This window comes from Vogesella oryzagri (assembly GCF_040148885.1).
Lineage (GTDB): Bacteria > Pseudomonadota > Gammaproteobacteria > Burkholderiales > Chromobacteriaceae > Vogesella > Vogesella oryzagri.
Window position 1 is genome coordinate 279,863 of record NZ_JBEFLD010000006.1, and the last position, 20,922, is coordinate 300,784.

Sequence of the window (20,922 nt, forward strand, 5' to 3'; positions counted from 1 at the left end):
ATAAATGGAAGTTTAAATATTGCTGTATCAAATCCTGATGGCTGAATCCGGCCTCATGAAGGAAATATCATGCAAGCAACGCCAGAACGCCCGACAGATTCCCAAACCGACACCGACATGGGCCCGCAACAGCCGTCGGCTCAGCCGCGCCATTTGCACGCGGTACCGGAGCGCAGCGGCAGCCAGCGCTACCAGTACTACACCGAGCGCGACATGACCCGCATCCTGACCAACCTGGATACCCTGCGGCGCGAAGCGTTTGCCGGCAACCAGGATGAAGGTCTGGACAGTTATGAGCGGCCGTTTCCGTCGGTATGTCTGATTGGGCTTGGCCGTTGTGGTTCCAACATTGCGCTGGACGTGGCCACGCTGGTGTACAACGCCCGCAAGTTCTACCTGAATGAATTCGGCAATGAAGAGAAGCCCAGCAACGAGCAGGACTTCCGCCCGCGCCGCTGGATCAAGCGCACCCTGCTGTCGCCGCAGAAGACGCAAAAACCGGCGTTCCTGATCGAGCCGATGGTGATGCTGGGCGACCTGGACAAGGACATCAAGGGCCGTATCCGCTTCTCGCATCGCGGCGAGCAGGGCGCGTTCCTCAACGATTACAGCAAGATGCGCATCATGGATCTGGCCGAGGTGCACGCCGGCGGTGCCGGTAATGCGCCGATCCTGGGCCAGTATCTGGCCAAGATCATCCTCAACAAGGACACCCAGAGCTTCTCCGATGAAGACTGGAAGCTGATCCATGCCTACCTGATCGACTCCTGCGGCATCCGCGCCAACCAGTCGCGGCTGTACTTCTACATCTTCAGCGCCGGCGGTGGCACCGGCTCCGGCATGGCCAGCGAGTTCGGGCTGGCGCAGCAGTATGCCTATATGAGCAAGACCTTCGAGACCCGCATCGAGCCGGAAGGCAGCAGCAGCGGCGACGAGCAGGGCTTCGTATTCGAGCCGATCTTCACCAGCGGCATCTGCATTCTGCCAAACATCTCCGGCCAGCATGTGGAAGGCTCCGAGGCGCTGCATATCAACGCCGGCCGCCTGCTGTGCAAATATCTGTCCGAAGAGTGGGATTTTTCCTACAACTTCGACAACGAAGAAGCCGGCGCCGAAAGCGTGATGCGCCGCATCCGCCCGTGGAACGCCATGATGCTGATCTCCAACGACATCATGCGTTACGCCGAGGAAACCGATAAGGGCAGCATCGAGGATTTGGACGTGAACGCCATGGAGCGCCACGCCAACCAGTACATCTCGCAGCAGATCTTCAACATCCTCACCGCACAGGCGGTCACCACCGACTACGACGAGAACTACTTCCATCGTGCCGGCATCGACATCGGTGAAACCATCCGCCTCGATGCCAACGACCTGTTCATGAGCCTGGCCGGTCCGGTGGCTGTGGCCTATGCCGAATCGGTGGTCGGCGACCCGCTGGATGTGAACAGCAGCAGCAAGTTCAATATCGATGACCTGTTCTTCCGCTCCATCGACCTGCCGCACTTCAACCCGGTGACCCAGGCAATCGAGGGCATCAGCCTGCTGCCGATCGAATCCGACCGTTACCGCACCGCGCTGAACGAGTACAAGGAGTCCGGCTACGACCCGGCCAAGCTCAACGAGCTGTTCTTCTTCCGCAATTGCTCGTCGGTGGTAGCCATCCTGTCGCTGCCCAAGGGCTACAAGCTGTCTTACATGGACCTGAACCGCCTGAAGCAGCACCTGAACGGCCTGTTCCCCAGCACCACGCTGAAGCGCTACGCGCTGGTGATCGGCGCCTCGGCCAACCTTTCGCTGACCACGCTGGTGGCCAAGAGCCCGTGCCTGAGCGACGATTTCCTGACGCTGATCGTGGCCTACATCAAACGCTGCTTCGCCCGCGGCGGTTACCGCTACAACGACACGCTGGATAACGCCATCCTGGAGCTGATTACCGCCGAGCAGTTTGACGAGTCGCGGCTGGATGAGCTGCTGGACGAGTTCGAGAACCCGGCCAAGATTCTGGACACCAACTGGTTCGCCATCAAGCCGATGTACGAGAAGAAGTATCGCGAGCTGATCCGTGACCCGAAGAAATTCGTGTCGATCAACGATATCCGCCTGACGCGCAACCACGTGCAGAAAGCCATCTGCTACCTGCGCGAGATCTATCGCCACCGCATCGGCAAGACCCGCGTGGTATCGCTGAATGCCTACGCGGACCGCCACCCGCCGCTGCCGCACGATTGATCGCCGGCTAGCCGTCACGCCCCGCGCTGCGGGGCGTTTCATTTTGAAACAGCAACTGCCTTGCCGCTGCGGCGACGACAGGGCCATACTCGCGTTTTAAACCGGAGAGTGGCGATGACTCACAAGATCCTGTTCGTCGAAGACGACGCCGAGCTGGCACAACTGATGCAAGGCTTCCTGGCCCGCCACGATCTGGAAGTGGTGATCGAGCCGCGCGGCGATACCGCCCATGCCGCCCTGCTGCGCGAGCAGCCGGATCTGCTGCTGCTGGACATCATGCTGCCCGGCAAGGACGGGCTGACCCTGTGCCGCGAGCTGCGCCCGGAATTCGCCGGCCCCATCGTGATCCTCACCTCGCTGGATAGCGACATCAACCAGATTCTGGGGCTGGAGCTGGGCGCCAATGATTACGTACTGAAGACCACCCCACCGGCAGTGTTGGCCGCACGCCTGCGCGCGCAGCTGCGCCAGCATGAGCAGCGCCAGGGCGGCAGCAACGAAGCGGAAGGCGAGCAACTGCTGATCTTCGGCCAGCTGCGCATTGACGCGCGCAGCCGCGAAGTGCTGCTGGCCGGCCAGCGCATCACGCTGTCCACCACCGATTTCGACCTGCTGTGGCAGCTGGCCAGCCACGCCGGCGAGGTACAGGACCGCGACACCCTGCTGCGCGTGATGCGCGGCCTGAGCTACGACGGACTGGACCGCAGCATCGATATTGCCGTGTCACGGCTGCGCAAGAAGCTGGGCGACGATCCGGCGGCCCCGGCGCGCATCAAGACGGTGCGCAACAAGGGCTACCTGTTTTCGCCGGCCGGCTGGTAAGCCATGCGCAAGCTGTTCATCCAGTTTTACCTGCTGCTGATCGTCAGCTTTCTGCTGGCGGTAATGTTGGCCGGCCTGGTGTACAAGCAGGTGGCTGAAAAAACCGGCGACCGTGCGCTGGCCGACCTGCTGAAAACCTCGCTGACGCTGATCGAATACAAGCTGGATGGCATTCCGCAGGCGCAATGGCCGGCGGCGCTGCGCACGCTTGACCATGATCTGGGCTTCAATGTCTCCATGCAGCGCATGGAAGAGCTGCCCATCGACAGTGCCACCCTGCACGCCTTGCGCGCCGGCGATATCGTGATGCTGGAGGACGACTACACCTTCCTGCAGCGCGTCGGCACCTCGCCCTATGCGCTGGTGGCCGGACCGATGAGCTACCTGGTGTTCCTGCACGAGCTGCGCTGGTTCGACTATGCGCTGCTGGCGCTGATCGGCCTGTCGCTGGCGATTCCGGTACTACTGTGGATGCGGCCGCACTGGAACGAGCTGATGCAACTGGAACGCAGCGCCAAACAGCTGAGCGAGGGCGAGTTCTCCGCCCGGGTGCAATTGCCACCGCGTTCCGGCCTGCAGCCACTGGCGCAGGGCTTCAACCGCATGGCCGGCAACGTCGAGCGGCTACTGGAAAGCAAACAGACGCTGATCAACGCGGTAGCGCATGAGCTGCGCACCCCGCTGGCGCGGCTGCGCTATCGGCTGGCGCTGCTGGATATCGATGCGGCCAGCCCGGCACACGCCGGCATCGAGCGCGACCTGAACAGTGTCGGCGCCCTGATCGACGAATTGTTGCTGCATGCCCGCCTGTCGCGCCCCGACCTGCCGTTGCAGTTGCAGGAACTGCAACCGCAAGCCTGGCTGCAGCAGCGGCTGGACGACATCACCGAGCTGTACCCGGAGCTGCGCTGCAGTCTGCAACTGGAGCAAGCGTCGGTCACCGCGGACAGCGTGCTGCTGGCGCGGGCGATGGACAACCTGATCGGCAATGCCGCCCGCTACGCCCGCAAACAGCTGCGGGTGCACCTGTATGCCGCCGATGGCTGGCAATACTTCCGCGTGGAAGACGATGGCCCGGGGATTGCACCGGACGACCGCCTGCGGGTGCTGGAGCCGTTTGTGCGCCTGGACCCGAGCCGGGATCGCGCCGAAGGCGGCCACGGCCTGGGACTGGCCATCGTGCAGCAGATCATGCTGGCACACCAGGGGCGGGTGGAAATCGATGACAGCCCACTGGGGGGCGCGGCTTTCACCTTGTGCTGGCCACAGCTACAAGTCGTTACATCAGCGAACAAACCCTAACAGACGGGGCCGCAGCACACCCCTATGATGGTCCTCAGTCGTCGCATGACGACGCCTGCTCTCCAACATTACTCGGGATTACCCAATCATGAAAAAACTGACTCTGATCGCTGCTGGCCTGGCATTCGCTGTTGCTGCTTCCTCCGGTTTCGCCGCTACCAAGCCGGCCGCTGCTGCTTCCGCTCCGGCTGCTGCTGCTCCGGCTAAGAAAGTAGAAAAGAAAGCCGCTAAGAAAGTGGTTAAGGCCAAGGCCACCAAAAAAGCTGCTTCCGCTGCCAAGTAATCGCAGCCAGCAGTAAACAAAACGGGCGCCAGCGGCGCCCGTTTTGCATTGGCCGCCCACTCGGGCGGCAAGCTTAGCTGCCGGCCAGCGCGGCGCGTTGCTGCTGCAGCAGTTCGCCAATGCCCTTTTCCGCCAGCGCCAGCAGGCTGTTCATTTCCTCGCGGCTGAACGGCGCCCCCTCGGCAGTCCCCTGCACCTCGACAAAATGACCGGCCCCGGTCATCACCACGTTCATATCGGTTTCGCAACCGGAGTCTTCCACGTAGTCCAGATCCAGCAGCGGCACGCCGGCCACGATCCCCACCGACACCGCGGCCACCTGGTCGCGTAGCGGGCTGGCGGCCAACTTGCCATCCGCCATCAGCTTGGCGATGGCATCGGCCAGCGCCACGTAAGCACCGGTAATGCTGGCGGTGCGGGTGCCGCCATCGGCCTGGATCACGTCACAGTCGATCAGCACCTGGCGCTCGCCCAGCTTGCCCAGATCGATCACCGAACGCAGGCTGCGGCCGATCAGGCGCTGGATTTCCTGGGTACGGCCGGACTGCTTGCCGCTGGCGGCCTCGCGGCGCATGCGGCTGCCGGTGGAACGCGGCAGCATGCCGTATTCGGCGGTCACCCAGCCCTGGCCCTTGCCCTTCAGGAATGGCGGCACGGTTTCCTCCACCGAGGCGGTGCAGATCACCTTGGTATCGCCAAACTCCACCAGCACCGAACCTTCGGCGTGCCGGGTGTAATGGCGGGTCAGACGCACGGTGCGCAGGGCATCGGCAGCACGGTCGGTGGATCGCATGGCAGGAACTCCGGGGCAAAAGGAAGGCATTCTAGCGCAAAGCCGGGTGCACACCGCTCAGGGATGGCGCAACGGCAACTGGTCAAAGCCGGCACGCGACACATGCTGGCTGTCGATATAGCCGTCGCGGCCGCTGACAAAGTCGCCATCGCCCAGCAGGGTCAGGGCGATGCCGGTCAGGTTGTCGCGTCCGGCGCCGGCACGCTTCTCCACCACGTTCATCAGCGCCGGCAACACCAGCTGCGGCTCGCGGCCAGTGAAGATGCGGGTAATCTCCTCGTCCAGCAGCGGCCCCCACAGGCCATCGGAACACAGCAGCAGCGTTTCGTTACCCTGCAGCGGAATCGGCTCGCTGACTTCGATCTCCGGGTCGATCATCGCACCCAGACAGTTATAGATATGGTTGCGCCCCGGATAGCTTTGCGCATCCTTTTCGCTAAGCTGGCCGCTATCGATCAGCCGCTGCACCTGGCTGTGGTCGCGGGTACGGTAGCGCAGCCGCTCGCCTTGCAGCAGATACAGACGCGAATCACCGGCATGTACCACGTACAAATGGCCGCCCTGCACCAGCCCGGCCACCAGCGTGGTGCTGGGCACTTCGTGCAGCCGGTTCTGCAGCGCCTGCGCCAGAATCGCCTCGTGCGCCTCGGCCATCACCCGCTGCAGGAAGGGCACCGGGCGCAGCAGCTGCGGGTGGGCGGAACGGCGGAAGTTTTCCAGGAATACGTCGACGGCAATCTGCGCCGCCACCTCGCCGTACTCGCGTCCGCCCATGCCGTCGGCCACTACCAGCAGTATCGACTGCGCCGACCAGATGACGCCCTGCCGATCTTCATTGTGTTCGCGCCCACCGACGCGGGATTCGGCTGCAATGGCAAATTTCATCTGGATTTCTTCCCGCCGAGGCAAGCCAGCCAGCGTTGCCAGCGCCTGCCGGTTGGCGGCGCCACTTCCTGGTAACTGGCCAGCAATTGCGCCCGCAGCAGTCCCAGACTGCCCGGGCGTGCCGCCGGCGCCAGCGCCAGGCATTGCTCCACCAGCTGCAGCAATTGCGGCGAATACTTGCCGGCAAACAGCTGCGTCGCCGGCGGCAGCGTGTCCTGTCGTAGCCGCAGGTTGGCCGCAGGCAGACGGCTGCCGCCCATGGTGAGGTACATGCTGGCGCCCAGGCCATAGATATCGGTCCACACCCCCAGCGGCTCGCCATTGTTGTACTGCTCCGGCGCCGCAAACCCCGGGGTGATCATCGCCGCGGCGAAGTGAATCTCGTGCGCCCCCTGCCGCGCGGTGCCGAAATCCAGCAGCATGGGGGTGCCATTGCGCCGCAGATAGATGTTGCCCGGCTTGATATCCAGATGCAGCAGATGCTGCTTGTGGACTTCGTCCAGGCCGGCAATCAGCTCGGCAAACAGCTTGCGCAAGCGGGCTTCCGGCATGCAGCCGTCGGACAGCTCCAGCTCGCGAGCCAGCGAGCGGCCGTCGGCATACTCCATCACCATGTACACCGTCTGGTTGGCTCGAAAGAAATTGCTCACCCGCACCACATTGGGGTGATGAATGCCGGCCAGCACGCGCGCCTCTTCAAAAAAACACTTGAGCCCCAGCTTGAAGACTTCACGGTCCAGCTCGTTGAGCACGGTGACGTCGCCGACATCGCTGCGGCCAACCATGTCGCGCGGCAGGTATTCCTTGATCGCGTACTTGCGGTCGTGGCCGTCCAGCGCCAGGTAGACCTCGCTGAAGCCGCCGGAACTGAGCACCCGCACGATGGTGTACTCCTCCAGCCGGCTGCCGGGGACGAGAGAACGTGACTTGGATTGTGTACTGTCCATTGTTATAGTGTGCCCGCCCCGGAATCATGCCTGCGATTCGGGGTCGTATCCCTTTAAAAACGCCATTCTGGAGCCCCCGATGATTCTCAGCATGACTGGCTTTGCCTCTACCACCCGCGAGTTCCCGGGTGGACTGATGTCCATCGAAGTACGTGCGGTCAACCACCGCTATCTCGACGTGCAGATGCGCCTGCCCGAGGAGCTGCGCAGTATTGAACCACAACTGCGCGAACTGATCGCCGGCCGCGTGACCCGCGGCAAAGTGGAGTGCCGCATCGGCCTGAACCAGACCGCCGACGACACCCCGCAACTGGAGCTGAACCGCGATACCGTCACGCGCCTGCTGAGCGTATGCGACGAAGTACGCACCCTGGCCCCGGGCATCCGCGACCTGGGCATGGGCGAAGTGCTGCGCTGGCCCGGCGTGCTCAAATCCAACTCGCTGCCGCCGGAAGCGCTGCAACAGCTCTGTATCGACGGTCTCGGCGTGGTACTTGAAGACTTTCGCGCGACCCGTGGCCGCGAAGGCCACAAACTGGCCACCATCCTGCTGGATCGCATCAGCGGCATGGACGCCATCGTCAGCGCGGTCAAACCCAAGCTGCCGCAAATTCTGGAAGCCTACCGCAACAAGCTGGCCACCCGCCTGCAAGAAGCGCTGGGTAACGTCGATGACGACCGTCTGAAGCAGGAGTTCGCGCTGTTCGCCCAGAAAATCGACGTGGACGAGGAGCTGGAACGCCTCAGCACCCACCTGACCGAAGTGCGCCGCATCCTGAAAACCGGTGGCCAGGTCGGCAAGCGTCTGGACTTCCTGATGCAGGAACTCAATCGCGAGGCCAATACCCTAGGCTCCAAATCGGTGTCCACCGATACCACCCAAGCCTCGGTAGAGCTGAAAGTGCTGATCGAGCAGATGCGCGAGCAGATTCAGAACGTAGAGTAATTCCCGGCCGCGCGCAATGCCGTGCCGCAGATCAAAGCCACGCCCCGCGTGGCTTTTCTTTTGCGCGGTCGGCGGTTGTCGCCACAGCGACAGGCGCTATAAAGAACGGACGCGCCAGCCCTCCCTGTCGAATCAATCACCGCCGACATACGCAGCGGCGCGCAGCTCTCCCCTTGTCGCCGGCGCGGAGGAAATCCGATGGCCCTGTACGGTTTTGATGCTTTCTCGCCGGCGCAGATTGCCGAAAAGGTCGAGCAGGTTGGCGTCAGCAAGGCGCGGCTGCCATTACTGCAAATGCTACTGCTGGGCATGTTGGCCGGCGCCTTCATCGCACTGGGCGCCATGTATTACGTGCTGGTAGCCAGCGATGCCACGCTGGGGTTTGCTGCCAGCCGTGTGCTGGGTGGGGTGGTGTTCTCGCTGGGGCTGCTGCTGGTGGTGGTGGCCGGCGCCGAACTGTTCACCGGCAACAATCTGCTGGCCATGGCATGGGCCGATGGTCGCATCAGCAGCCGTGAACTGCTGTGCAACTGGCTGCTGGTGGCTGCGGCCAACTTTGCCGGGGCCGCCGGTATGGCGCTGCTGGTCTGGCTGTCCGGCCACCCGGCCATGAACGGCGGCCGCGTGGCCGCACTCGTCGTGCAGCTGGCCAGCGCCAAGTGTGCCGCGCCTCTGGCCGCCTTGTTCTGGAAAGGGGTGCTGTGCAATATCCTGGTGTGTCTGGCGGTATGGATGGCGCTGGCCGGGCGCAGTGTCACCGATAAATTCATCGCCATCGTGATACCAGTGTCGGCTTTTGTCGCCGCCGGTTTCGAACACAGCATCGCCAATATGTATTTGATTCCGCTGGCGCTGCTGCTGCGCGACAGCGTGCCGCCCGAGCTGGTCTCGCCGGCGCTGGGCGTGGTCGGCATGTTGCGCAATCTGGCGGTGGTGATTGCCGGCAATCTGCTGGGCGGCAGTGTACTGGTGGCACTGGTCTACTACCTGATCTACCGCCGTGGCACGCAGCCACCGGCGGCCTCACCATAAAAAAACCGCCCGGCGGGGCGGTTTACGTTGCAACGGTGCGGTGCCAGTTCAGTTGTTGTCCGCCCAGATCAGGCGGGCAATGGCGGACGAATCCAGCTCACCCTCACCCTCCGCCACCAGCTCGCCAATCAAGCCAGCCACGCGCTCGGCTTCAGGCAGCTTGATACCCAGCGAGCGTGCGGTATCCAGCACGATGCCCATATCCTTCTGATGCAGCTTGGCCTTGAAGCCGGGGGCATAGTTGTCGTCGATCATGCGCTGGCCGTGCACGTCCAGCACCCGGCTGGCGGCAAAACCGCCCAGCAGCGCCTCGCGCACCGGTGTCGGGTCCACGCCGCAGGCACGGGCCAGCTTCATCACCTCGGCCACCGCGGCAATGCCGACGCCAACGGCAATCTGGTTGCAGGCCTTGGCCACTTGCCCGGCACCGCTGTCACCGATATGGGTGATGGTCTTGCCCATTGCCGCCAGCGCTGGCCGCGCTTTTTCCAGTGCCGCCGCCTGGCCACCCACCATGATGGTCAGCGTAGCGTTGATGGCGCCTACTTCGCCGCCGGATACCGGGCAATCGAGAAAGTCGATGCCTTTTGCCGCCAAGCGAGCGGCGATGTCACGCGCGCCCAGCGGCGAGATGGTGCTCATGTCCGCGCACACCAGCCCGGCCGCCGCACCCTGCACGACGCCGTTGTCGCCCAGCAGCAGCTGTTCCACATCGGCGGTATCGGAAACATTGGTCACCACCAGCTCAACGTTGGCCGCAAGCCGGGCCGGACTGTCCGCCCACTGCGCGCCGGCATCCAGCAGCGCCTGCGCTGATTCACGGCGGCGCGCCCACACCGTTACCTCATGCCCCGCCGCGAGCAGATTGCGCACGCATGGCGCCCCCATGATGCCCAGACCGATATAACCGACTTTCATTGTTGCCCCTTGTTTCAATGCCCGTGACAGGCGTCAGGATTGCACCGCCGCAGCCGGTGGCTGCCGCAGCGCCAGCCATTGGGTGAAGTCCACGCTCTCGCCCTTGGCCTGTTGTTCCAGAAAGTAAATGAAGGCCAGCACTTCCGCTACTGCGCGGTACAGTTCAGGCGGAATGTGGCTGTCCAGGTCCACCTGCAGCAGCAGGTTGATCAATTCCGGTGAGTCATGCACGAACACGCCCGCATCCTTGGCCTGTTCGATAATGCGCTCGGCCATCTGGCCATAGCCTTTGGCCACCACCTTCGGTGCGTTGTCGCCCTCGCGGTAGCGCAGTGCCACCGCCGAGCGGCGATGATCAGGACGGCTCTGCTTCATGCTTTACCTGCAGGCTGGCCAGCGCCAGCCCGGCAGCCTCCATCGCGCCGGCCAGTTGCAGGCGGTGAGATTCAATCAGCCCGCCGGCCTCGTCGCTGTCGGTGGCAAACACCAGCTGCACCTGATTGCCCACCATGCGCAGCCGGGCCGCCACGCCGCCCAGCGCCGGCAGCTGCAGGTTGAGCTGGGTATGCCAGGCACGCATGGCGTCGGCGCCACCGGCCTCACGCTCCGGGGTATCTTCGGCCTGAATCTGCCACTGCACCTGCTGGCCAGGCCAGGCCAGGCCGTTGTAGACGAACTGACGCTGCTCCAGCGTTTCCAGCTGCCGCTGCACCAGCTGCCCCATTTCACCCTGCGCCTTGCCCGCCGCCCCCAGCTTGGCCTGCGGCTCCTGGCGCAGCTCGTCCAAGGACAAACGGCCATCCAGCCAGGCCTTCTGGTGCGACTCGTAAAACAGCCCGCTTTTTTCTACCGTCTGGCGCAAGCTGGCACTATGGTCACTGCTGGACTGCCCCGGATTGTCCAGCAGGGCCTTGCCACTGCCGGCCACTTTGTCGGTAGCGGTATCGTAGGCGGCGGCCAAGGCGGCCGCGGTGGCGGACAGGCGCCCACCCTGCTGATTGGCGGCCTGCAACAGAGTGCTGAGGTAACGGGTGGCGGCGCTCAGCGACACCGGGGCCGACTTGGCCATGTCCGGGTCCTGCTCCAGCGTGACCTGAGCAAAACTCACCACGGGCTCGGTGGTACGCACCCGCAGTAACAAGGGATCGGCATTCAGTGCCTTGGAGCCGGGCGGCGCCTGCAGCGTGAAGGCGGCATTCTTGGCCAGCACCACGGCAGAACCGTCAGCCAGCCGTTCGGCGACACGTGCATGCACCCATTCGCCAGCCTGGAAGGCGGGCATTTTGCCTGCGGGCTGGCTCAGCGTTGCCAGCGGGGTTTCCTCCTGCCCGGCAGCCAGTCGCAGCGCATCCTGCAACGCGGCGGCCGGCGTTTCTTGCTGCAAATCCACCAGTGCAAACGCCAGTGGCTGCAACGAGGCGACGCGCAGGTTCAGCACGTTGCCCGCCTGGGCCTGACTGCCGGCTGGCATATTCAACAGAAAGGTTTCGCCTTTGATCTGGGCGGCAAGCTTGCCATCCGGCAGCCGCTCGCTGACTGCGGCGGCGAGGCGCTCGCCATTGGCCAGATCCGGCAGCCGGGCCGGTGTGCCGCTGACTTCGATCAGCACCCGGCCCTGTTCGCGCTCCAACCGTGCGTTCTGCGCCGGACTGAGCGTGGTATCGCGCGCGCTGGAGGCGCCAGGAAGCAACGGTGAAATCATGAGGTGGAGCTATTGCGATACAGGGACAGGATCAGTTCGGCCTCGCTGCGCGAGATGCCGCAACGCTCGGCTACATCGGCGGGGCTAAAGCCACGCTTGAACAGCTCTATCGCCTGGTTGTAGGGGCTGGCGCCTTCGCTGCTGGCCAAAGGTTGGCCGCTCCGCTGGGTGCGCGGTGTTTGCAGTTGTTGCTGGGCGATCAGCGCCACATCCTGCAAGCTGCGCTGCAGATGGCTGATCTGCCGCTGCAACTCTTCCATGTGCTGCTGGCTGAATTCCAGGTAGGCAATCTTGCGATAGGCACGATACAACAGGTAGGCCACCACGGCGGAGTGGATAACCAGAACCCAAATGATGTAATCCATCTCACACCTCTGGACAGTAAAGGGAGCTCATACTGAAATCTAGCACCCCCAGATGGCCCTGGTGGCGGGAAAACGCGACAAGGAAGGAGACGTTTTATTGACCGTACGTGGCGTCCAGTTTGTTCTGGTTGCTCATCGCCACCAGCTGGCCGGAAAGTTGCTTTTGCTCCAGCTGCGCCAGCATGGTCAGCTGCTGTAGCAGCTGCTGTGCTTGCACCAGTTCGGCACGCAAGCTGTCGGCCTCTGCCGTTGGCACCTCTTCGGCAGACAGGATGCGGTAATCCAGTGCGGCCAACTGCTCGCGCCGCTCGGCAAAGCCATCCCAGTCGCCACGCTGGGCGAGCAGCAGCATTTCCTGTAACAGGGGGAGTAGTAGCCTTACCGCCGCCGTACGCTCCTGCGAATCAGACGGCACCATAATTCAGGCCCGATTTACCGCCGTCGCTGCCGCCGGCTTGCGGTTTGCCGATTTCTTCCCAAGCACTCTTGATTTCCCCCAGCAAGCTGGCAACCTCATCCAGCGCGGCTGCATCATTTTTGGTGTTGGCCACAAACAGACGCTCGCAGCAGTAGGTATACAGCGCCGCCAGATTCTCGGCCAGCTCGCCGCCAGCAGTGCGATCCAGCGCCAGCAGCAGGCCTTCGTCCACGATGGCGATCGCCTTGCTGATCAGTCGTCCCTTTTCGGCGATATTACCGTTCTCCATGTGGAAACGTGCCTGCTTGATGGCCTGGATAGCGCCATCGAACAACAACAGGATCAGCTTGTGCGGCGAAGCACTTTCTACTTCCAGCTCCAGGCTTTTCTGTCCGTATGCCTTCAGCGCTTGTCTATTCATGTATTACATCAACTCGATTTTGTGAGTGCGGCCAGTTGCTGCGTCAGGTAGTTACCAGTGCTCTGCATCTGGCTGACGGTGGCATCCAGCGCATTAAACTGTTTACGGTAGCGCGCCTCCGTCTTGGTCAGACGATCGCTCATGCGGTCACGCTGTTCGCCAATACGCTTGACTGTAGTGTTGAGTCCATCGGTCTTGGCATCAATCACCCCGGTCTTGCTTGCCAGCAAGCTAGTCAACACGCCATCCAGCGCAAAGGCAAAACCCTTGCTGAACTCTACCGTGCCACGATCGCCAATAGTACCGCCATTCACGGTGACTGACAGCCCTTCCACCGGGGTACCACTGGCACCGGTCAGTTTGTTGCCATCGGCCAGTGCGGCATAACCACCGAGGGTACCGGATACTTTGTCCGCCCCAGCCACACCTGCACCGTCATTAAACAGATTGATACTCCCACTATCCAATGCCACATTGCTCAGACCACTAATTTCAACCGTAGAACTGGTTCCGGTTTTGGTCGAGCTCAACAGTAATTTACCGGAGCTATCCACCGACACCGTCACCTTGTCGCCCTTAGTGGTCAAGTTGCTATCGGCATTGATCACTTCCTGCAACTTGCTGGCCAGCGTTGCCGGCGTATATGTCGCAGCTGGCAATGTCAGCGAGCCACTACTATCGCCATTGATCTTCACCGTAAAAGACGGAGGAAGGGCTGGGGCTGCGGCAATAGTGATAGAACTTGGAACAATCGCCCCCCCTAACAGAGTTCCGTTCTGCACGGCAGTCAGGTTGATCGCGTAATTGCCGGTTTGGGTATTACCGGTTGCAGCTGAAAATTTGATATTACCGTCGGTTGGCGTACCCACCGAGCCGAACAGCTTCAACACGTCTTCCGGATTGCTGTCGATAGCAGCCTGCAGCTTGGTGGTGTTCAACGCCAGGCTACCATTCTTATCAAACGCCAAACCGATTTCCGCCGGCCGTTTGAATTCGCCATCGACGTTCTGCACCGCAGAGAAGGCGGCACGAATCTGGCTGCGAATAGCGCGGATACTGGCATCGCCAGCCAACGGTGGTGCCGTACGCTGCTCGCCCTTGGCCGGCTTGGCGCTGGTATCCACCTTACTAACCTCGTCCATCACCTTTTCCAGCTCGTTGTAGCTCTTGACGAAGTCCTGGATCGCCTTGCTGATACCGGAACTGCTGCGGCTGACATCGATCTTGGCCGGAGTATCGGTGGCCTCATGCGGCTTGAGCAAGGTAAAGGTAAGGCCATCCACTGCATCACTGACGGTATTACTCTGTTTAGTGATGGTCATGCCATCCAGTTCAAACTTTGCGTCCTGCGCCGCCTGCACCTCAGTCAGCTTGGTGCCGGCCGGGTCATGGGCAAAGGCAGCCAAGCTACTATCGCTGCTTTCCACCTTCAACGTACTTTTGGTGCCGGTAGCCGTGGTATACACCAGCCGATTACCTGTGCCGTCATTCACGATGCTGGCAGTTACCCCAATATTGGCCTTATTCACCGCATCGCGAATACCTGCCAAGGTGGAGCCGGCAGGAATGGTCACCGTTTTCGGCACCTTCTCCGGGTTCAGCGCAAATGAGGCACCGCTGGTAGTACCGAAACTGAAGGTAAGCGTACCGCCACCAATGGCGGTTGTAGTACTAGCAAAGGCCGAGGTAGCCAGCTTCTGACTTTGCGCCAGTTGATCCACTCGCAGCAAAAAGCTACCAGTACCCGCCGTGTTGGAGCCGGAAACCTTAACGTTTTCCTCAGAAGAACTGGTTGCCTGGCTGGCGTTGAACTTGCTGCTGTCCTGCAATGCCTTGGTGGCGCTCTGGAAGGAGGACAGCGCCCCCTTGACCTGCCCCAGCGCGGAAATCTGCGCCTGAACAGTTGCCTCCTTGGTATTGAGCTGTTGCAATGGCCGCGACTCCACCGCCATCAGCTGGCTGATCATATTATCGATAGGCAGGTTGGAACCGATACCTGCAGAGCTCAAAGTAGCCATTGCATTACTCCTGTATCAGGCACGCTCTTCAAACAGCACGCCCAATACCTTGTCCAGATTCTTGGCGATCCGCAGTACCTCCTCAGAGGGAAACTGACGAATGACTTCATCGTTGGTGGTATCCAGCACCTTCACCACCTGAATGCCGGAGTCTTCATCAATGCTGAAGTTCAACTCGCGGCCATAAGCCTGCATGGCGGAGCTGACCTTCTCCACCGCCTTGCGCAACTCGTCATCGGAGGTCGCCGTATTGCGCCCCTTGTCGGTGGCTCCGGCAGCCTGCACCGCCTGCGGCGATACCACCACCGCACCGCTACTGACGGCAGCCGAAGTCTGGCTGCGGGCGGCAAGATCCGCCGCATTGCTGCTACTGCCAGGCAATACACCTGGGCCAGGAAGATTACCCAGAATATTCATCATTACTCTCCATGGGCAAAAACCCGGCAGCCAAGCTGCCGGGTTTAATCATACCAATCCTACCGGCTGGCTTAACGCAGCAGGGACAGCACACCCTGCGGCAGCTGGTTGGCTTGGGCCAGCATCGCAGTACCAGCTTGTTGCAGCACCTGGTTCTTGGTCAGTTTAGCGGTTTCAGAAGCGAAGTCGGCATCCTGGATGCGGCTGCGCGATGCACTCAGGTTCTCGGATGAGGACTGCAGGTTCGAGATGGTGCTTTCAAAGCGGGACTGCAAGGCGCCAAACTGAGCACGCTGGCCGTTAATCGCCTGCAACGCCGAGTCGATAATTTTGATCGCATCCTGCGAGCTCGAGAAAGTACTCACGTCAACAGACGACACAGATTGCAGCGACGAAGCACCAGCATTCACCCCACTCAGGGCCAAACCAGTACCCTGATCATCCACCGAGAAGCTCTTGTCCGAGTCAAAGGTGATACGACCAGTAACCAAGGAAGCAGCACCCGCAGCTTTAATATCCTGAGCACCAGCCAAGGTGCCATCAGCTTTGAACGTATCCACGGTAATCGACGGTGTGGATGCCGCCCCAGCGTTTTTCAGCTGAATATCGTTACCTGAGGCATTGGTCAGTTTCAGCGCCTTGTTGGTCGCATCAAATTCAGCAGTTACCCCGGTCTTACCGGACACGGCATTGATTGCCTGAATGGCTTCAGCATAATCTGTCGCCGTATCACCAGCTCCACCTACCGAGAATGACACATCAGCACCGTTCATCGCACCCGTTGCATCAAGCTGTGTATTTTCGGAAATAATATTGATCTTGAAATTACCGGCAGCGCTAAAATCCAGCGACACTTCAGTTTTAGCGGAAGCAGTTACGCCGGTACTATTGGATTCGGCATTGATCTTGGCGGCCAAGGTCGCTGCGGTTTCACCGGTTTTATCATTAGCAAAATCAGAACCAGCGACAGTATCAAATGTTTTAGTACCGTATTGACCAGAAATAGTCAGTTTTGCAGTCGTGGCCGCAATATTGCTAGCACCAACGGTGTTGTCCTTGGCCTTTACGCCATCAACTTGCAAATTATTGTTGCCATAGTTACTGGTACGGAAGTTGCTGCCGGCGGCCTGAATGGTTTGACCGGAGTTAGCCCCTACCTGATAGGTTAAGGTATTGGAGGAGCCATCCAGCAATTTCTGGCCGTTGAATTCGGTGGTCTGGGCGACACGGTCCAGCTCAGATGTCAGCTGGCCGACTTCAGCCTGCAGCGCCTTGCGGTCACTTGCTGAGTTACTGGCGTTGGAAGACTGCACGGCCAGTTCGCGGATACGCTGCAAGATGTCACCGGAAGAAGCCAAGGCACCTTCGGCGGTCTGCGCCATGGAAATACCATCGTTGGCGTTGCGGCGGGCCTGGTCCATACCACGAATCTGGCCGGACATACGCTCGGAAATCGCCAGACCGGCGGCATCATCCTTGGCGCTGTTAATGCGCAGGCCGGAAGACAGGCGCTGTAGCGTGGTATTCAGGGCGCTCTGGGAACTGGACAGGTTGCGTTGCGAGTTCAGCGAGGCAACGTTGGTATTGATGGTCAGCATGGTAGTGCTCCTTGGTGTTCATTCAGAGGGGCGTTGAGCTGTCGGCCCCATGCCGATGCTACCGCCTTCATGATGTATATCGTCGCTACCCACGCTTACTTTAGGGGTGATTAACAAGTTTTTTGCCGTGAAAGCGGTTTATTTCCCGCTCAGCTGTAAGCAAATACTTGCCGCTGTAGCAAGCCAGCATTTATCAGTGCAGCACCAGCCCTCGTTATAGGCACGAATGGCAGGCGCCGCGACAGGCAAGCCTAAGCGCCTTGCGCGCAGAACACCGTCAGCAGCGCCTGTACTTTTGCCATGCCATCGGCCAGCGCATCGTCGGCAAACTGGATACGCTCGGGGCTAGCGCCTTTGCCCGCGGCCCAATTGGCAATGTGGCAGACATGCAGATACTGCAATCCCAGCTCGCGGGCCAGTGCCGCTTCCGGCATGCCGGTCATGCCCACCATATCGGCACCATCGCGCTGCAGCCGCAGCACCTCGGCGGCGGTCTCCAACCTGGGGCCTTGGGTCACCGCATACACGCCACCATCCAGACAGGGCACGGCACTGTTCTCCGCCGCGGCCAACACCGCGCGGCGCAGTTCCGGGTCATAGGGCAGGGTAAAGTCCACCCGCACCAATGGCCGATCTGGCCCTTCATAGAAAGTATGTTTGCGCCCCCAGGTGTAGTCGATGATGTTGTCTGGCACCACCAGCATGCCCGGCGCCATGTCCGGACGGATACCGCCCACGCTACCAATCGCCAGCACCCTCTTCACGCCAACACTGTGTAGCGCCCAGATATTGGCACGGTAGTTCAGCTCATGCGGGGCGATCGAGTTGCCATAACCGTGGCGAGCCATGAACACCACGTTCTGGCTGTCTATGCGGCCAAAAGTCAGCGCGCACGACGGATCACCAAATGGGGTGCGCACCACTTGGCGATGGGTAATTTGCAGAATGGGAAGCTGAGCGAGGCGACTGCCGCCAATGATCGCAAGCATAATTATTCTCCAACTCCGTTTTTAAGCCGCATCCAGAGGCAAAATCAACATCCAATGTTCTACCTTGTTCATTCCTGCAGCAATAAATTCTTGGCTGCATTTGACAAGATAACTAGGCGTATGAATATTTACACGATAAAAAATATAAACAAGCTCAACCACTTCCTCCTGCCTCAGCGTGCGCTTGCGAGCCAAAGACAAGCCAACCAGCCAAAACCGTAGCATCAGATATTCCATGCTAAGGCGCTGTGCGTCCCCAACCAAATCCAGCGCGGACTGGAAATAGTTACTTACCATATGATTGAGGGACACTCGTCGTAGCAAAGCATCTACTTCTACTACTTCTTTTGCTTTTGCAAAATTTGCAGCAAGCACCTGATCATCAGCCCCCTCCACCCCAAGTGATAAGCCGACAAGCGCCTCTTCAATTAACTGCAAGTAACGTATGTCGCGAAAAATAATTTCCGATCTGATTCGACTAGCTGCTGCCATCACTTTTACATGCAGCAAGTCATGCCTACGCAAACCATCCAACTCTTGCAGCAAAGAGCCATCTAGAACTCGCTCTTCCCACATCCGAAGAAACGGTTCAATCAATTCATCTATATTTTGTTTCTGGTCCGAGTGAGCGAGCCAATCCTCAACAATCAACTGTGTCACTGCCAAGCTTTTCCAAGTTGGTATCTCCTGCGTTGCCAACAAAGCCAACAAAAAAGCACGCAATTTACTTAGCGGGCTATTTTTTTTCATGTCCGCCTGACGGGAAACGGACCCAGTTCGCACCTCCAGCTTTTTTACTATCAAGTCGAACGGGGCATGTTCAGCAAAAATCAACCGTGTAACTTCTGGACAGGCCATTGTCGCAAATTGTTCGACTTGTCCATCAATCACGTTAGTCACGCGAGGAAAAGATGAACAAATATCAGGAAGAATCTGCTCGCCACATTTTTTTTGCAAACGGCACAAACCCTCACCATCCAGAAGCTCACAGCTACGGCTGGCATCCTGTTTCTGTGACAAATAGCCATAATCCCAGCTACCCGACTTACCCTTTCCTCTATGCAGTGCATGCTGAATAACCGGTTTCAACTCTTTATCTGGCAGCCCTCGCAAGCGGCCATATGTTTCATGATCAACAGTAACGGTCCAACCATAGCAGCAGTTGTCTGGACAACTAGGACCAAGACAAGTGAACTTATCCAGATACACGGGAGTGGTGACATCAAGCACTTGCTTTTGTGACATCATTAAATCCTCAAATTGAACTTGCTACTTATAGCTTGGCACATCTACCGATAGAGCATACGAAAAAGCCCGCTACCGCGGGCTTGCTACCGATAACTGATCTTACTTCAGCGCATGGATCGCTGGCAGGTTTCGCCAGGCGCCGCGCACATCCATGCCGTAGCCGAACACATAGCGGTCCGGCACATCGATGCCGACAAAGTCAGCGGCGATCGGTTTTTCCTTGCTGATCAGCTTGTTGGCGAACACGCCGCTGTAGAAGGCCTTGGCGCCCATGCCCAGCACCTTGTCGCGGATGGCGGCCATGGTGTGGCCTTCGTCCAGAATATCATCCAGCACCAGCACCACACGGTCGCGCACGTCTTCCTTCGGCGCGGTCTTCCACACCAGCTCGCCGCCCTGGGTCTTGTCGCCGTAGCGCGACACGTGCACGTAGTCGAAATCCAGCGGGAAGATCAGTCGCGGCAGCAACTGGCCGGTGAACACCACCGCACCGCCCATCACGGACAGCACCAGCGGGTAGGTTTCACCCAGTTCACGGGTGATGTCGGCCGCCATGCGGTCTACCGCGGCGTTCACTTCTTCGGCGGAGAACAGGATGTCGGAGCTATTGAGAATACCGCGTGCTTCGGCGACGTTCGGCATGATGATTCCTTTCAAAATACAAGCGCCGCCTTTATGGACAAGGCGGCGCAAAAAGTCAATGCGGATTACTTTTGCGACAGCGTAGCCAGGTAAGCGGCAAACTCGCGGCCAACTTCGTGATGCTTCAGCCCCAGCTCGACGGTGGCTTTCAGGTAGCCGATCTTTGAGCCGCAGTCATAGCGCACGCCATCAAAGGCATAAGCCAGCACCGGCTCATCCTTCAGCAAGGCAGCAATGGCGTCGGTGAGCTGGATCTCGCCGCCGGCGCCGGCCGGGGTGTTGAGCAGCTTGTCGAAGATGCGCGGAGTCAGGATGTAGCGCCCCACCACCGCCAGGTTGGACGGCGCCACGTCCGGATGCGGTTTTTCCACGATGCTGGTCACCTGGTCGCGGCCCTGTCCATTCGGCTGGATCTCCACGATGCCGTAGGAGCCGGTTTCCTCGCGCGCCACGGTTTCCACCCCCAGCACCGAGCTGTGGGTTTCATTGAACACGTGCACCATCTGTTCCACCGCGCCCGGCTCGCCGTCGATCAGGTCGTCGGCCAGGATCACCGCGAACGGTTCGTTACCCACCACCGGCTTGGCACACAACACCGCGTGGCCCAGGCCCAGCGCCTCGGTCTGACGGATGTAGATGCAGCTGACGTTATCCGGCACGATACCCTGCACCAGCTCCAGTAGCTTTTTCTTGTTGCGGTTTTCCAGCTCGGTTTCCAGCTCGTAGGCCTTGTCGAAATGGTCTTCGATGCTGCGCTTATTGCGGCCGGTGATGAAGATCAGCTCGGTGATGCCGGCGGCCACCGCTTCTTCCACCGCGTACTGGATCAGCGGCTTGTCGACGATGGGCAGCATTTCCTTGGGGCTGGCCTTGGTAGCCGGCAGAAAGCGGGTACCCATACCGGCTACCGGGAACACGGCTTTGGTGATTTTTTGCATATCAAC

At 60.3% G+C, this 20,922-nt stretch carries 22 protein-coding genes; 6 read left to right on the forward strand and 16 right to left on the reverse strand.

The features are described 5' to 3' along the window. Positions 1 to 69: 69 nt before the first annotated feature. The 4 genes from ABNW52_RS13305 (at position 70) to ABNW52_RS13320 (ending at position 4,639) form a co-directional block, all read left to right on the forward strand. Positions 70 to 2,232, forward strand: coding sequence for a hypothetical protein (locus ABNW52_RS13305; RefSeq protein ID WP_349588658.1), 2,163 nt, complete (start codon positions 70 to 72; stop codon positions 2,230 to 2,232). A gap of 114 nt (positions 2,233 to 2,346) precedes the next feature. Further along, entirely contained in the window at positions 2,347 to 3,054 is a 708-nt protein-coding gene (gene rstA, locus ABNW52_RS13310) for a two-component system response regulator RstA (protein WP_349588660.1), read from the forward strand. A gap of 3 nt (positions 3,055 to 3,057) precedes the next feature. Further along, on the forward strand, positions 3,058 to 4,356 hold the full coding sequence (gene rstB, locus ABNW52_RS13315; RefSeq protein WP_349588662.1) for a two-component system sensor histidine kinase RstB: 1,299 nt from the start codon (positions 3,058 to 3,060) through the stop codon (positions 4,354 to 4,356). A gap of 88 nt (positions 4,357 to 4,444) precedes the next feature. Continuing rightward, positions 4,445 to 4,639, forward strand: coding sequence for a hypothetical protein (locus ABNW52_RS13320; RefSeq protein ID WP_349588665.1), 195 nt, complete (start codon positions 4,445 to 4,447; stop codon positions 4,637 to 4,639). 73 nt (positions 4,640 to 4,712) lie between these two features. Here ABNW52_RS13320 and rph read toward each other — a convergent pair whose 3' ends face one another. Genes rph through ABNW52_RS13335 form a run of 3 tightly spaced genes read right to left on the reverse strand, consistent with a single transcriptional unit; the run spans position 4,713 to position 7,264 of the window. Beyond that, positions 4,713 to 5,432, reverse strand: coding sequence for a ribonuclease PH (gene rph, locus ABNW52_RS13325; RefSeq protein ID WP_349588668.1), 720 nt, complete (start codon positions 5,430 to 5,432; stop codon positions 4,713 to 4,715). Between the two features lie 57 nt (positions 5,433 to 5,489). After that, positions 5,490 to 6,317 (reverse strand): PP2C family protein-serine/threonine phosphatase, encoded by an 828-nt coding sequence (locus ABNW52_RS13330; protein ID WP_349588670.1) that lies wholly within the window; start codon positions 6,315 to 6,317, stop codon positions 5,490 to 5,492. Then, complete coding sequence (locus ABNW52_RS13335; RefSeq protein WP_349588673.1) at positions 6,314 to 7,264, reverse strand: serine/threonine protein kinase; 951 nt, start codon at positions 7,262 to 7,264, stop codon at positions 6,314 to 6,316. Before ABNW52_RS13335 ends, ABNW52_RS13330 begins: the two co-directional genes overlap by 4 nt. Positions 7,265 to 7,343: 79 nt before the next feature. Here ABNW52_RS13335 and ABNW52_RS13340 point away from each other — a divergent pair, with 79 nt between their 5' ends. Together ABNW52_RS13340 and ABNW52_RS13345 are read left to right on the forward strand one after the other, a co-directional pair. Then, positions 7,344 to 8,210, forward strand: a complete 867-nt coding sequence (locus tag ABNW52_RS13340; protein WP_349588675.1) for a YicC/YloC family endoribonuclease — start codon at positions 7,344 to 7,346, stop codon at positions 8,208 to 8,210. Positions 8,211 to 8,408: 198 nt separating this feature from the next. Further along, positions 8,409 to 9,242: a formate/nitrite transporter family protein gene (locus ABNW52_RS13345; protein WP_349588678.1), complete on the forward strand. Its 834-nt coding sequence runs from the start codon at positions 8,409 to 8,411 to the stop codon at positions 9,240 to 9,242. A 48-nt stretch (positions 9,243 to 9,290) separates the two neighbouring features. On the opposite strand, the gene ABNW52_RS13350 is transcribed toward ABNW52_RS13345, so the two are convergent. The 13 genes from ABNW52_RS13350 to galU form a co-directional block, all read right to left on the reverse strand. Next, positions 9,291 to 10,160 carry an NAD(P)-dependent oxidoreductase gene (locus ABNW52_RS13350; RefSeq protein ID WP_349588681.1) on the reverse strand — a complete coding sequence of 290 codons (870 nt, stop codon included), beginning with the start codon at positions 10,158 to 10,160 and terminating at the stop codon, positions 9,291 to 9,293. A 33-nt stretch (positions 10,161 to 10,193) separates the two neighbouring features. After that, a complete protein-coding gene (locus tag ABNW52_RS13355) occupies positions 10,194 to 10,535 on the reverse strand; it encodes an EscU/YscU/HrcU family type III secretion system export apparatus switch protein (protein WP_349588682.1) in 342 nt (113 codons plus the stop codon). Beyond that, on the reverse strand, positions 10,516 to 11,862 hold the full coding sequence (gene fliK, locus ABNW52_RS13360) for a flagellar hook-length control protein FliK (protein WP_349588684.1): 1,347 nt from the start codon (positions 11,860 to 11,862) through the stop codon (positions 10,516 to 10,518). The genes ABNW52_RS13355 and fliK overlap by 20 nt, the downstream gene beginning before the upstream one ends. After that, a complete protein-coding gene (locus tag ABNW52_RS13365; RefSeq protein WP_349588685.1) occupies positions 11,859 to 12,227 on the reverse strand; it encodes a DUF2802 domain-containing protein in 369 nt (122 codons plus the stop codon). Before ABNW52_RS13365 ends, fliK begins: the two co-directional genes overlap by 4 nt. 94 nt (positions 12,228 to 12,321) lie before the next feature. Further along, the gene (gene fliT / locus ABNW52_RS13370) at positions 12,322 to 12,645 is read right to left on the reverse strand and encodes a flagellar protein FliT (RefSeq protein WP_465270726.1); all 324 of its coding nucleotides are present in this window, start codon (positions 12,643 to 12,645) and stop codon (positions 12,322 to 12,324) included. Then, the gene (gene fliS, locus ABNW52_RS13375; protein WP_349588689.1) at positions 12,632 to 13,066 is read right to left on the reverse strand and encodes a flagellar export chaperone FliS; all 435 of its coding nucleotides are present in this window, start codon (positions 13,064 to 13,066) and stop codon (positions 12,632 to 12,634) included. Before fliS ends, fliT begins: the two co-directional genes overlap by 14 nt. An 8-nt stretch (positions 13,067 to 13,074) precedes the next feature. After that, positions 13,075 to 15,084 carry a flagellar filament capping protein FliD gene (gene fliD, locus ABNW52_RS13380; protein ID WP_349588692.1) on the reverse strand — a complete coding sequence of 670 codons (2,010 nt, stop codon included), beginning with the start codon at positions 15,082 to 15,084 and terminating at the stop codon, positions 13,075 to 13,077. 15 nt (positions 15,085 to 15,099) lie between these two features. After that, complete coding sequence (locus ABNW52_RS13385; RefSeq protein WP_349588695.1) at positions 15,100 to 15,504, reverse strand: flagellar protein FlaG; 405 nt, start codon at positions 15,502 to 15,504, stop codon at positions 15,100 to 15,102. A 68-nt stretch (positions 15,505 to 15,572) separates the two neighbouring features. Continuing rightward, positions 15,573 to 17,099 carry a flagellin N-terminal helical domain-containing protein gene (locus tag ABNW52_RS13390; RefSeq protein ID WP_349588697.1) on the reverse strand — a complete coding sequence of 509 codons (1,527 nt, stop codon included), beginning with the start codon at positions 17,097 to 17,099 and terminating at the stop codon, positions 15,573 to 15,575. A gap of 251 nt (positions 17,100 to 17,350) precedes the next feature. Then, positions 17,351 to 18,088 (reverse strand): S-methyl-5'-thioinosine phosphorylase, encoded by a 738-nt coding sequence (locus tag ABNW52_RS13395; protein ID WP_349588699.1) that lies wholly within the window; start codon positions 18,086 to 18,088, stop codon positions 17,351 to 17,353. A gap of 21 nt (positions 18,089 to 18,109) precedes the next feature. Next, positions 18,110 to 19,336: a flagellin lysine-N-methylase gene (fliB, locus tag ABNW52_RS13400; RefSeq protein WP_349588701.1), complete on the reverse strand. Its 1,227-nt coding sequence runs from the start codon at positions 19,334 to 19,336 to the stop codon at positions 18,110 to 18,112. Between the two features lie 99 nt (positions 19,337 to 19,435). Further along, complete coding sequence (locus ABNW52_RS13405) at positions 19,436 to 19,978, reverse strand: hypoxanthine-guanine phosphoribosyltransferase (protein WP_349588703.1); 543 nt, start codon at positions 19,976 to 19,978, stop codon at positions 19,436 to 19,438. A gap of 65 nt (positions 19,979 to 20,043) precedes the next feature. Continuing rightward, positions 20,044 to 20,916, reverse strand: coding sequence for a UTP--glucose-1-phosphate uridylyltransferase GalU (gene galU, locus ABNW52_RS13410; protein WP_349588705.1), 873 nt, complete (start codon positions 20,914 to 20,916; stop codon positions 20,044 to 20,046). Positions 20,917 to 20,922 lie beyond the last annotated feature (6 nt).

Coding starts and splice junctions, on each gene's coding strand:
- ABNW52_RS13350 (WP_349588681.1), bottom strand. CDS start 10,160: ATGAAAGTCGGTTATATCGGTCTGGGCATCATGGGGGCGCCATGCGTG.
- ABNW52_RS13365 (WP_349588685.1), bottom strand. CDS start 12,227: ATGGATTACATCATTTGGGTTCTGGTTATCCACTCCGCCGTGGTGGCC.
- fliD (WP_349588692.1), bottom strand. CDS start 15,084: ATGGCTACTTTGAGCTCTGCAGGTATCGGTTCCAACCTGCCTATCGAT.
- ABNW52_RS13355 (WP_349588682.1), bottom strand. CDS start 10,535: ATGAAGCAGAGCCGTCCTGATCATCGCCGCTCGGCGGTGGCACTGCGC.
- ABNW52_RS13390 (WP_349588697.1), bottom strand. CDS start 17,099: ATGCTGACCATCAATACCAACGTTGCCTCGCTGAACTCGCAACGCAAC.
- rph (WP_349588668.1), bottom strand. CDS start 5,432: ATGCGATCCACCGACCGTGCTGCCGATGCCCTGCGCACCGTGCGTCTG.
- ABNW52_RS13305 (WP_349588658.1), top strand. CDS start 70: ATGCAAGCAACGCCAGAACGCCCGACAGATTCCCAAACCGACACCGAC.
- fliK (WP_349588684.1), bottom strand. CDS start 11,862: ATGATTTCACCGTTGCTTCCTGGCGCCTCCAGCGCGCGCGATACCACG.
- ABNW52_RS13330 (WP_349588670.1), bottom strand. CDS start 6,317: ATGAAATTTGCCATTGCAGCCGAATCCCGCGTCGGTGGGCGCGAACAC.
- galU (WP_349588705.1), bottom strand. CDS start 20,916: ATGCAAAAAATCACCAAAGCCGTGTTCCCGGTAGCCGGTATGGGTACC.
- rstA (WP_349588660.1), top strand. CDS start 2,347: ATGACTCACAAGATCCTGTTCGTCGAAGACGACGCCGAGCTGGCACAA.
- fliT (WP_465270726.1), bottom strand. CDS start 12,645: ATGGTGCCGTCTGATTCGCAGGAGCGTACGGCGGCGGTAAGGCTACTA.
- ABNW52_RS13385 (WP_349588695.1), bottom strand. CDS start 15,504: ATGATGAATATTCTGGGTAATCTTCCTGGCCCAGGTGTATTGCCTGGC.
- fliS (WP_349588689.1), bottom strand. CDS start 13,066: ATGAATAGACAAGCGCTGAAGGCATACGGACAGAAAAGCCTGGAGCTG.
- ABNW52_RS13345 (WP_349588678.1), top strand. CDS start 8,409: ATGGCCCTGTACGGTTTTGATGCTTTCTCGCCGGCGCAGATTGCCGAA.
- rstB (WP_349588662.1), top strand. CDS start 3,058: ATGCGCAAGCTGTTCATCCAGTTTTACCTGCTGCTGATCGTCAGCTTT.
- ABNW52_RS13340 (WP_349588675.1), top strand. CDS start 7,344: ATGATTCTCAGCATGACTGGCTTTGCCTCTACCACCCGCGAGTTCCCG.
- ABNW52_RS13320 (WP_349588665.1), top strand. CDS start 4,445: ATGAAAAAACTGACTCTGATCGCTGCTGGCCTGGCATTCGCTGTTGCT.
- ABNW52_RS13405 (WP_349588703.1), bottom strand. CDS start 19,978: ATGCCGAACGTCGCCGAAGCACGCGGTATTCTCAATAGCTCCGACATC.
- ABNW52_RS13395 (WP_349588699.1), bottom strand. CDS start 18,088: ATGCTTGCGATCATTGGCGGCAGTCGCCTCGCTCAGCTTCCCATTCTG.
- fliB (WP_349588701.1), bottom strand. CDS start 19,336: ATGATGTCACAAAAGCAAGTGCTTGATGTCACCACTCCCGTGTATCTG.
- ABNW52_RS13335 (WP_349588673.1), bottom strand. CDS start 7,264: ATGGACAGTACACAATCCAAGTCACGTTCTCTCGTCCCCGGCAGCCGG.